The sequence below is a fragment of the Rathayibacter sp. AY2B5 genome, assembly GCF_002931645.1.
Taxonomy (GTDB): Bacteria; Actinomycetota; Actinomycetes; order Actinomycetales; family Microbacteriaceae; genus Rathayibacter.
In genome coordinates, this window is record NZ_PSUE01000016.1 from 66,669 (window position 1) to 77,536 (window position 10,868).

Sequence of the window (10,868 nt, forward strand, 5' to 3'; positions counted from 1 at the left end):
CTCCCTCCCCGCAGCCTCTACCGGAAGGTGCGCCTGACCGCGTTGTTCGCCGGCGTGGGATCGGTGGCGGCGGTCGACACCCTGGCGTCGATCGTCGTGGCGGCCGGCCGGTCGACGAGCGTCACCGAGTAGGTGGTGCTCCGCCCGGCCGAGACGCTCGGCGCGGTCCAGGTGAGGACCGTCGTGCCCGCGGCCGAGCCCTTCGTCTGCACGGCGCCGGGCGCACTCGCCACCGTTCCGCTGACGACGACCCGGGTGGTCGTCGTCGCCGCGTCCCGGGTGCCGGTGTTCCGGACGGTGATCGTGCCCGAGAGCGGGGCCGTCGCCGCCAGTCCCGGCGCCGGCGCCAGCGTCAGCGTCAGGTCGGCGCGGGTGGAGGACTTCACCTGCAGCGACTGCGTCACCGAGGTCGCGGCGAGCCACGCCGAGTCGCCCGCCTGCGTGGCCCGGACGGTGCAGCTCGCCGCGCCCGTCAGCCGCACCGTCGCCGTGCCCGCGCCGGTCGCGGTCAGCGTGCAGCTGCCGCTCGCGTACAGCTTCACGGGCAGACCGGAGGAGGCGGTGGCCGCGACCGGGTAGGCGATCCCCTTCTCGGGCGAGGACGGCATCGCGGTCGAGAAGGCGACCTTCTGCGCCTTCTTCTTCTGGGGGACGACCGCGGCGACCGCGATCGACTGGGTCGCCTGGGGAGCCGCGTCGTGCGAGGCGTCGCCGGCCTGATCCGCGGTGACCGTGCAGGTGCCGGATCCGCTGAAGGTCACGACGCCGCTCGCGAGCGAGCACGCGCCCGTGGCGCCGATCGTGACCGGCAGGTCGGAGGAGCCGCCCGCCGCGGTCGGCGTGTAGCGGCCGCCCGCGGTCGCCGTGCTCGGAGCCGCGGAGGTGAAGGCGACGGTCTGCAGCGCCTTGCCGATCGGGAAGGTCCGGACGACCTGCTCCGCGGGTGCGTGAGCGTCGTCGCCGGCCTGGTCCAGCGTCAGCGTGCAGGTGCCGACGGAGTCGTAGGACACCGTGCCGTCCTCTCCCAGCGAGCAGGAGTCGGAGGCGTCGAGCACCGGGTCGGCGCTCGACGGGCCGCGGATGATCGACGGGGTCCAGGAGCCGCCGATCCGGGCGTCCGTCGGAGCGGCGTCGCGGAACGTCACCGCTCCCGCCGCCGCGCCGACCTCCACCGACTGCGAGATCCGCGGAGCCGCCGAGTGGCGCTCGTCCCCGGCCTGGTCCGCGGTCACCGTGCAGGTGCCGGAGCGGGTGAAGGACACGACCCCGCCCGCGATCGTGCAGGACCCGGCCGCTCCGAGCACCACGGGGGCGCTCGACGCGCCGGCCGTCACGACGGGCGTGTAGGAGCCCCCCGCGACCGCCGCGTCGGGGACCGGCGAGGCGAACGCCAGCGTCTGGCCGAGGGCGCCGATCGCGAAGGTGCGGACGGCCTGCGGAGCGGCGCCGTACCGCGAGTCGCCCGCCTGGTCGAGCGTCAGCGTGCAGGTGCCGACGGAGTCGTGGGACACGACTCCTGCGGCCGCCGAGCATGCTCCGGAGGCGGTCAGCACCGGACGCGCCATGGAGGGCCCGGCGATGATCCGCGGGGTGGTCGTCCCGCCGACCGTCGCGCCGGTCGGCGCGTTGCCGCCGAAGGAGACGGTGCCCGCGAGCAGTCCGACCGCGATCACCTGCGAGGCCCGCTCCGCCGCGTCGTACCGGGCGTCGCCCGTCTGGTCGGCGGTCACCGTGCAGGTGCCCGATCCGGTGAAGGCGACGACCCCGTTGGTGAGCGTGCAGGACCCGGAGGCTCCGAGCACCACGGGCCGCCCGGAGGCTCCTCCGGTCGCGGTCGGACGGTAGGTGCCGCCTGCGAGCGCCGAGTCCGGCGCCTGCGAGGTGAAGGCCACGGTCTGCGCGGTCCGGGTGATCTCGAAGCTGCGCACCGCCGTCGGCGCTGCGCTGTGGCGGGAGTCGCCCGCCTGGTCCAGCGTCAGCGTGCAGGTGCCGGCGGAGTCGTAGGAGACCAGTCGGAAGGGCCCGACGGAGCAGGCGCCGGAGGCCGTCAGCACCGGGGGAGCACTGGAGGGGCCGGCGACGACCGCGGCCGTCGAGGAGCCCCCGACCCGGGCCTCGGCCGGAGCATCGCCGCCGAACGCGACGGTGCCCGCGAGCTGCGAGACCGCGACGGTCTGCGAGGCCTGCGCCGCCGCGGCGTAGCGCCCGTCGCCCGCCTGGTCCGCCGTGACGGTGCAGGTGCCGCTGCCGGCGAAGGTGACGACGCCGTCCGCGAGCGTGCAGGCGCCGGTCGCTCCGATCGTCACGGGGAGCCCGGAGGCGCCGCCCGTCGCGGTCGGAGTGAGCGTGTCGCCGGACGTGGCCGTCGACGGCGCGGTCGAGGTGAAGGCGACGGTCTGCGCGATCGCGGTGATCTCGAAGGTCTGGACCGCCCGCGCAGTGCCGTAGGTGGCGTCGCGGTAGTGGATCGCCGTCAGCGTGCAGGTGCCCGCGGAGTCGAACCGGACGGCGCCGTTCTCGCCGTCGGAGCAGGCGCCCGAGACGCTGAGCACCGAGGGGCCGGAGGACGGGCCGCGCGTGAAGGCGGGAGTGAAGGATCCGCCGACCTCCGCGTCGGTCGGGACGGCGGTCGTGAACGCCACGGAGCCGGGCGCGTAGCCGACCTCCACTTCCTGCACGGCGGGCCGGGCGCTGTCGTACTGCCGGTTGCCGTTCTGGTAGGCGAAGACGCCGCAGACGCCCTTCGTGGTGAAGGTGACCACGCCGTCCTTCGCGGAGCACGTCGCGGTGGTGAGGAGGAACGGAGCGATGCCCGAGGCGCCGCCCTCGATCACCGGGCGGTACGTGTCCCCCAGGACGGCGCCGACCGGAGGCGCGCTCGTGATCCGGACCGTCTGCGGGAGGAAGTAGATCGAGTACTCCTGCTCGGCGTGCCGCGCGGGCCAGTAGCCGTCTCCGGGCTGGTCGAGGGACAGGACGCAGAGCCCGGCCCCGTCGTTCCGCACGGTCACTCCGTCCGGGAGGATCGAGCAGTCTCGGCTCGCGGAGAGCACGGGCACGCCCTTCGACGGGCCGCGCACGATCGTCGGCCGGTACGTCTCGAGCGACACCGCGTGCGGGGGCGCGGTGCTCCCGAAGGAGAGGTTCCCCTCGGGAGTCCCGACCGTGATGACCTGCCGGACCTGCGGAGCGGCGTCGTGTCGATCGTCCGCGGCCTGGTCGATCGTCACCGTGCAGGTGCCGTCGCCGAAGAACGTCACCACGTCGTCCGCGATGGTGCAGTTGCCGTTCTCGATCACCGCGATCACGAGCGGGTTGCCCGAGCCGCCGCCGGTCGCCTCGACCGTGTACCGGTCGTCGGTGAACACCCGGTCGGGCGGAGTCGAGGTGACGACGACCGTCTGGGGGATCCGCGAGATCGGGACGAAGCGCACCAGGCCGTCGGCGGCCGCGTACACGTCGTCGCCCGGCTGGTCGAACTGCACGCCGCAGGTCGAGGGCTCGGTGTAGGTCAGGATCTGCGCACCCGTCGCGTCGGGGGCGACGGTGCAGCCGAAGAAGGTCCTGACGAGCACCGGCAGTCCCGAGCTCGAGGTCGCCGTGGCGACGCCGGTCGACTCCAGGACGCCGGTCTTCGGCACCGCGACCGTCAGCGTCTGCGACGCCTTCGCGACCTCGAGATCGAAGGAGGCGCGCCCCGCGGTGTAGTGGTCGTCGCCGGCCTGATCGGCGGTCACGGTGCAGGTGCCGCCGCGCGTGAAGGTCACGACGCCGTCGGCGATCGCGCAGGATCCGGTCGCTCCGATCGAGACGGGGCTCCCGGAGCCGCCGCCGGTGGCCGTCGGGGTGAAGGTGCCCAGCGCCGTCGGCGCGGTCGGCCGCGAGGAGGTGAAGGCGACCGTCTGCGAGAACTTCCGGACCGTGATCCGGAACGAGGACGTGCCGGTGTTGCCGGCCTCGTCGTCCGCGCTGCAGTCGACCGTCGTGTCCCCGATCGGGAAGACGCTCCCCGAGGCGGGCGTGCAGGTCGAGCCCACGGCTCCGTCGACCGCGTCCTCCGCGGAGGAGGCGAAGGTGACGACGGCGCCGGAGACGTCGACCGGCTCGGCCGTGACGGCGGCGGGCACGGTCACGACGGGGGCAGAGCGGTCGGCCAGCGCGAAGGTGCCGGGGATCGACCGGAGGGTGTAGTTCGGCCCCGCATCGCCTCCGTCGCACCTGGTGACGTAGTCGCCGACGGGCGTGCGCGCTCCGACCGTCACCTTCCCGGTGCCGTCCGCCGTGTAGTAGGCGCCGGTCGGCTCGGTGACGAAGCGGTCGGTTCCAGCGAAGCCGTCGGCCGTGCAGGTGACCGTCGGGGCGGTCGCGGTGCCGTGCGCCTGCGTCCCGGCGCTCGACGCGGTCACCGTGAGGGGCGCCGGCGAGATCGTGAGCGCGCCGTCGATGGTGATCAGCTGTCCCGAGGGGTTCGTCAGGCCGGAGCAGCGCGTGGGGTAGCGGCCGACGGGGGTCGTCGCGGAGAGCGCCAGCGGCGTCCTGAATCCGGTGTCGGACGCCGCGAAGGCGCCGCAGGAGACGGTCCCCGAGGGGGAGCCGGTCACGGAGGCGGTGATCGCGGGGGGAGTGGATCCGTAGGTCGACGAGGGCGAGGAGGCGGTCACCATCGGGACAGCCGCGACGATGCGCAGCGCGCCGTCCTTGTACCCCGCGATCGTGTAGTCGCTGCTGACCTTCGCGCCGCTGCACCGCGTGGTGAAGGTGGTGAAGGTGGAGGTGGGCCAGTTCGGGATCAAGCGGTAGATGACGTCGTCCGCCGTGACGATCGGCCGGTAGACGCCGGCCGTGAGCGGGGCGCCGAAGGTGTCGGAGCCGACGAAGGCGGCCGTGCAGCGCAGGTCGGGGGACGGCGCGCCTCGCGGGTAGTCGACCGTCGGAGCGGTGACCGTGAGCGCCTTCGGCTTCGCCGTGAAGCTCTGCAGGGGCTCGCCCGCCCAGCCCAGAGGAGCGAGCGCGTCGAGCCTCGCCGCGAGCGTGCAGACGCCGGCGTGGAGCACGGTCACCCTCATGCCGCTGACGGAGCAGGTCTCGGCGGTCCTGCTGCTCAGGACGATCGAGCGGCCGGGCACATCGACGGCCTGCGCGTAGGGGCTCGCGTCGAAGGAGTCGCCGTACGCCTTCTGCGGGAGCGTCGACAGGTCGAAGCGCACGCCGCCCACCGCCACGGTGGCCGGCTCGCTGCGGACGCTGCCCCCGCAGGTGGTCAGGGTCGCCCGGTAGCGGTAGGAGCCGGTGGGATCGGGGCCGGCCTCGAGGAACGCGGTCCCGTCCTCCCGGGCGCCCGCCCGGCCGAGGGCGGGCTTCCACGTGGCGCCGCCGTCGGTGGACCTCTCCCACGACACGGCGGGGATGCCGCCGTAGACGGCCGAGACGCTCACGCCCATCGTCAGCGTGTAGATCTGGTTGGTGACGCCCGCGATGTCCGAGGGCTGCCGGGTGATGACGGGTGCCGCGGCGCACGCGCGCACCTCGTGGCGCAGAGCGGGGAGCGCCGACCAGCTCCCGCGTCCCGCCTCGGCGGCGGTGATGGTGTCGGGATAGTGCGCGCGGATCTCGTTCCAGCCCTGCGGGATGTCCCTCGTGGTCAGCACGCCGACGCCGTCCGCGTCGAGGGTCACCCTGCTGGTGCCCGCACCGGTGAGGATCTCGACGGTGCCGCCGGCGGCCACCGGCCGGCCCAGGCTCGGGATGGTCACCCTCGCGGTGACGGTGACCTCCTGCCCGAGCATCGAGAAGTCGGGGGTGCGCGTCACGGTCACGGCGGTGTCGTACACCGGAGCGACCACGGGGTCGGCCGCCGTCGGGCCGGCCGTCTGCGAGATCCTCGTCACGCTCGGGTGCACGTAGCTCGAGCCGCCGCCGCCGGCGCCGGGGTCGTTCATGACGCCGAGGGTGTCGTTCATGCTGCCGAACACGTAGGGCGATCCGCCGCCGCCGCCGTACCACCAGCCTGCCCCGCCGCCGCCGCCGCTGTGGCCGGGGAACGAGCAGTTGCCGCCGCCGCCGCGGGAGGCGCCGGCGTCGGCGCCCTTGCCGTCGTTGAGGAACACGCCCCACTGGCCGTTGTTGCCGTCGGCGCACTCGCCGAACGTGCTGTAGCCGCGGGCGCCGGGCGAGCCGCCCGAGCTCTGCCCGGCCGCGCCGCCGCCGCCGCCGTCGGCCGCGTTGTTCCTGCCGCCGTTCCCGCCGCCCCTCGCGCCGCTGCCGGCGTCGGCGTCGCCGCCGACCGAGGACCGCCCGCCGCCGCCTCCGCCGCCCGCCGCCACGGCGAGGGCGTGCTGACAGCCGTCCGAGCCGGCCGTGCTGAGGTACTGGGCGTCGCCGCCCGCGCCGCCGGAGTCGCCCGCGTAGACGCCGCCGTTCACGTAGCGCGTGGCGCCTGCCGCTCCGGCCGGGGCGCCGGTGAGGCGCCCGATCTCCAGCACCTGCCCGGGTGTGACGGGCACCTCCACGACGAGGCTGGAGCCGCGTCCGCCGGCGTTGCCCGTCCCGAGGCCGCTCGCACCCTTCCCGCCGTTCTGGCCGCTGAGGACGGCGCGGACCGTCGAGACCCCGGTCGCGGGAACGGTGTACTGCGACACCGTCGAGACCTTCGGGGAGGTGAAGCACGCGGTGCTGAAGACCGGCGCCGCCGACGCGGTCGGCGCGGCCACGACGCTGAGTCCTGCGCCCGCTACGAGCACGGCCGCGGCGACGAGGGAACGGAGGAAGGACTGGCGCATGTGCTGCTACTCCCGGCTGCTGCCGGGAGCGGGCGCCCGCGGTCGGCTCAGAGTAGGGCGGTAGTCGACCCGCGAGGAAGGCGCAAGATACACGAACGCCCTGCTCGGGGGGTACGGGAGGCCACTTCTGCCGGAATCTCCCAGGAAGTCCCCGTGCACGTCGGGGCGGCGTCCCCACCCTGTCGGGGCAGTGTCCCACCCTGTCGGGGGAGTGTCCCCGCCCTATTGCGGCCGCCGCCCGGGTCGCGTAGCCTAGCGAGGTTGCGTGCATCTGCACGCGCTTGCGTGCTGCCCACCGGGCAGGAGCTCCGGCTCCGGCCGGACAGGCGGGCGGTGCGCCGACAAGTGACCTTGGGTGGGTCGGGCGGGGCTTCGTGCCGCGCGTGATCCACGGTAACCACACATGGAGGAAACCATGGCAGCAGTCTGCCAGGTGACCGGAGCCGTCCCCGGCTTCGGGCACGCCATCTCGCACTCGCACCGGCGCACCAAGCGCCGCTTCGACCCGAACGTGCAGAAGAAGACGTACTACGTGCCGTCGCTTCGCCGTAACGTCACCCTGACCCTCTCGGCCAAGGGCATCAAGGTCATCGACGCCCGTGGCATCGAGTCCGTCGTCAAGGATGTTCTCGCTCGCGGGGTGAAGATCTAATGGCCAAGCAGCAGGACGTCCGTCCGATCATCAAGCTCCGTTCGACGGCCGGCACCGGTTACACCTACGTGACCAAGAAGAACCGCCGCAACGACCCCGACCGTCTCGTGCTCAAGAAGTACGACCCCGTAGTGCGCAAGCACGTCGACTTCCGCGAGGAGCGCTAAGTATGGCCAAGAAGAGCAAGATCGCCCGCAACGAGCAGCGCAAGGTGATCGTCGACCGCTACGCCGCCAAGCGCCTCGAGCTGAAGAAGGCCCTGGTCGACCCGGCCGGGACCGACGAGACCCGTGAGGCCGCCCGCGTCGGCCTCCAGAAGCTCCCCCGCAACGCCTCGCCCGTCCGCGTCCGCTCGCGCGACGCCGTCGACGGCCGCCCCCGCGGCAACCTCACGAAGTTCGGCATCTCGCGTGTCCGCTTCCGTGACATGGCGCACCGCGGCGAGCTGCCCGGCATCACCAAGTCCAGCTGGTGACCGAGCGCCGCTAGCGGCGTGAACGATCGAAGGCCCGTGATCCATCGGATCGCGGGCCTTCGTCGTCCCGCCGGCGGACGTAAAATGTGCGGATGACCGACTCCAGCCTGCCCACCGTCGCCGAGATCGCGGCGCTCATCGACCACGCGATCCTGAAGCCCGAGCTCACCCGCGCCGAGGTCGACGCCCAGCTCGACGAGGCGCGCGCGTCCGGCGTGTTCAGCGTCTGCGTCCGCCCCTCCGACATCGCCCACTCGGTCGCCCGGCTCGAGGGCTCCGGCGTCCTGGTCGGCACGGTCATCGGCTTCCCCCACGGCACCACCTCGACCGCGGCGAAGGTCGCGGAGTCGCGTCAGGCGCTCGCCGACGGCGCGTCCGAGCTCGACATGGTCGTCAACATCGGCCGCCTCCGCAGCGGCCTGCTCCAGGACGTCGAGGACGACGTCCGCGCCGTGGTCGAGGCCGCCGAGGGCCACGTCGTCAAGGTCATCCTCGAGACGAGCCTCCTCGACGACGAGCAGGTCGTCGAGGGCAGCCGGGCGGCCGAGCGTGCCGGCGCGGACTTCGTGAAGACCGCCACCGGCTTCGCGGGCGGAGGCGCGAACGAGCACGACCTCCGCCTCATGCGCGGTGCCGTCTCGGAGGCCGTCCAGGTGAAGGCGTCCGGCGGCGTCCGCGACCTCGACACGCTCCTCGCCTACCGCGGCCTCGGCGTCACCCGCTTCGGCACGAGCGGCTCCGCGACCATCCTCGGCGACCTCGCCGCGCGGCACTCGGGCGACTCCTCCGCGGCACGTGTCGACTCCGCCTCCTACTGACGGAGCGGCCGACGAGGGCCGCACCGCACCCGCCGACCGGATGACGCCCCTGCGCCTGCGCCCGGGCCGCGCCGGCCGGTGGGCGGAGCGGACCCGCCGCCCCCTCGACGAGATCGCCCGCGCCCTCAAGGAGCGCGTCTACGCGACCTTCACGGGCCTGGCCGTGGTGATGATCTACCTCGTCGGCGACCACCCCGACGCGGTCCACGCCCTCCAGAGCCTCGTGATCTCGATCATCGGGATCTCCGCCGCGGGCTTCGTCGCCGAGGTGATCGCGCACCAGGTCGTGCACGCCTCGGAGCCCTCGCGCTCCGAGACGCACACCATGCTGCGGATCGCGGGCGGGGCGCTCGCCTCGGCGTCGCTGCCGGTCCTCGCGCTCGGTGCCGCGGCGCTGGGCTGGATCGATGCGACGGTCGCGCTGCGGATCGGCGCGGGCGTCTACGTCGCCACGCTCGCGGGGATCGCCCTCATCGCCGTCGTGCGCGCGGGTCTCTCCTGGAAGGAGAGCCTCGTCTCGCTGCTCGGTATCGTGGGCCTCGGCGTGCTGGTCGTCGGCGTGCTCGCGCTCGCGCACTGATCCGGAGGCGCCGCCGCGCGTAGGCTCGGACGGATGACGTCACGCACCAGAGTCGAGCTCGGCCGCCGGGAGGACCTCGGCGCCGACTGCGCGAACTGCTTCGGCCTGTGCTGCGTGGCCCTCGCCTTCGCCCGCTCCGCCGACTTCCCGTTCGACAAGCGCGCCGGGGACCCGTGCGTCAACCTCGACGGCGAGGACGCGTGCACGATCCACCGCCGGCTCCGGCCGCAGGGCTTCGTCGGCTGCACCGTCTTCGACTGCTTCGGCGCCGGTCAGAAGGTCTCGCAGCAGACGTTCGGCGGCGTCTCCTGGCGGTCCGACCCGGCCGTGCGCGAGCGGATGTTCGCGGTGTTCCCGCTGATGCGCCGCCTGCACGAGCTGCTCTGGTACCTCGACTCCGCTCTGGCGCTGCCTGGCGTCGGCGCGCCGCTCCTCGACGAGCTGCGCGAGCGGTTCGACGCGGTGCACGCGCACACCCTCGGCGAGCCGGAGCAGGTGGTCGCGGTCGACGTCGACGCGGAGTACGGAGCGTCCCGGCCGCTCCTGATCGCGGCGAGCGCGGCCGCTCGCGCAGGAGCGGTGCCGGCTGCCCGCCGGTCGAAGGGCCGTCGGCTCGCTCCGGGTGCCGATCTGGCGGGCGCACCGCTCCGGAACGCGGACCTGCGGGGAGCGGATCTGCGGGGCGCGCTCCTCCTCGCCGCGGACCTGCGGGGTGCGGATCTGCAGCGGTGCGACCTGCTGGGGGTGGACCTTCGCGATGCGGACGTGTCCGGTGCGCGGCTCGCCGAGGCGGTCTACCTCACCCAGGCGCAGGTGAACAGCGCCCGAGGGGATGCGGCGACCACGCTGCCGTCGCACTTCGAGCGTCCGTCGCACTGGGGCGGCTAGGCCCCCACGTCAGAGGCTGCGGGGGCCGCCCAGCGACTCGTCGCCGCCCTCGTCGTCGACGCCGAGGGCCTCGACGATCTCGCGGCCGAGGAGGTGCGCGCCGCTCCAGCCCTCGATGACGCACCGGGGGAACGCCTCGCGGTCCGGGGAGCCGAGCCATGCGGCCGCGGCCTCGCGGGCCCACGCCTCGGAGGCGTACACGCCGATGATCTCTGTGCGGTCGTCCCACGGCGTCGCGGTCGAGAGCACGAAGTGGTCACCGTTCACGATCGGATCTCCTCCGGCTCTCGGGGTTCAGCGACCCCGTGGGAGTGCGGGACCGGACCGGACGCTACCCGTGGGCGGGGGAGCACGTCTCCGGGGTCGACACGAGCGCGGATGAAGGCTACGGGAACGTCGAGCGCGGCGCGATCACCCGATGGTCCCACGCAGGCGGGCGTTCAGCCCACCCAGAGCCGTCGCGATCTCGTTCTCGTCACTTTCGGGGAGGAGGGCTCCGCCCTGCTCGAGGCCGTGGCGCAGGGCCTCGACCTCCTCAGGGGGGAGGCCGCCGCTGTCGAGGAGGGCCTGGAGGGCGGCGAGGATGCCGACGAGGGCGACGGCGTCGTCCAGGTCGAGGGGGCGGACGCAGGACTTGTCCATGTCATCGCTCCTGTTCGGGTCAGGGGTTCGGGGG

Annotated in this window: 9 protein-coding genes; 6 read left to right on the top strand and 3 right to left on the bottom strand. The window is 73.8% G+C overall.

The annotated features are described in order from the left end of the window. Positions 1-17: 17 nt before the first annotated feature. Positions 18-6,779, bottom strand: a complete 6,762-nt coding sequence (locus C5C30_RS11315; protein WP_146081520.1) for an HYR domain-containing protein — start codon at positions 6,777-6,779, stop codon at positions 18-20. A gap of 415 nt (positions 6,780-7,194) precedes the next feature. Here C5C30_RS11315 and rpmB point away from each other — a divergent pair, with 415 nt between their 5' ends. The 6 genes from rpmB to C5C30_RS11350 all read left to right on the top strand — a co-directional run bounded on the left by rpmB (position 7,195) and on the right by C5C30_RS11350 (position 10,192). Continuing rightward, positions 7,195-7,431, top strand: coding sequence for a 50S ribosomal protein L28 (rpmB, locus tag C5C30_RS11325; RefSeq protein WP_056038148.1), 237 nt, complete (start codon positions 7,195-7,197; stop codon positions 7,429-7,431). Beyond that, the gene (gene rpmG / locus C5C30_RS11330) at positions 7,431-7,598 is read left to right on the top strand and encodes a 50S ribosomal protein L33 (protein WP_027692168.1); all 168 of its coding nucleotides are present in this window, start codon (positions 7,431-7,433) and stop codon (positions 7,596-7,598) included. The genes rpmB and rpmG overlap by 1 nt, the downstream gene beginning before the upstream one ends. A 2-nt stretch (positions 7,599-7,600) precedes the next feature. Continuing rightward, on the top strand, positions 7,601-7,906 hold the full coding sequence (gene rpsN, locus C5C30_RS11335; protein WP_104225107.1) for a 30S ribosomal protein S14: 306 nt from the start codon (positions 7,601-7,603) through the stop codon (positions 7,904-7,906). Positions 7,907-7,998: 92 nt separating this feature from the next. Beyond that, complete coding sequence (gene deoC / locus C5C30_RS11340; RefSeq protein ID WP_181027245.1) at positions 7,999-8,724, top strand: deoxyribose-phosphate aldolase; 726 nt, start codon at positions 7,999-8,001, stop codon at positions 8,722-8,724. Next, on the top strand, positions 8,702-9,304 hold the full coding sequence (locus C5C30_RS11345; protein WP_146081521.1) for a hypothetical protein: 603 nt from the start codon (positions 8,702-8,704) through the stop codon (positions 9,302-9,304). The genes deoC and C5C30_RS11345 overlap by 23 nt, the downstream gene beginning before the upstream one ends. Positions 9,305-9,337: 33 nt before the next feature. Next, positions 9,338-10,192 (top strand): pentapeptide repeat-containing protein, encoded by an 855-nt coding sequence (locus C5C30_RS11350; RefSeq protein WP_104333755.1) that lies wholly within the window; start codon positions 9,338-9,340, stop codon positions 10,190-10,192. Positions 10,193-10,201: 9 nt separating this feature from the next. On the opposite strand, the gene C5C30_RS11355 is transcribed toward C5C30_RS11350, so the two are convergent. Together C5C30_RS11355 and C5C30_RS11360 are read right to left on the bottom strand one after the other, a co-directional pair. Continuing rightward, positions 10,202-10,459: a hypothetical protein gene (locus tag C5C30_RS11355; protein ID WP_104324777.1), complete on the bottom strand. Its 258-nt coding sequence runs from the start codon at positions 10,457-10,459 to the stop codon at positions 10,202-10,204. A gap of 144 nt (positions 10,460-10,603) precedes the next feature. After that, the coding region (locus tag C5C30_RS11360) for a hypothetical protein (protein WP_219827798.1) at positions 10,604-10,868 on the bottom strand (265 nt) is incomplete at its 5' end.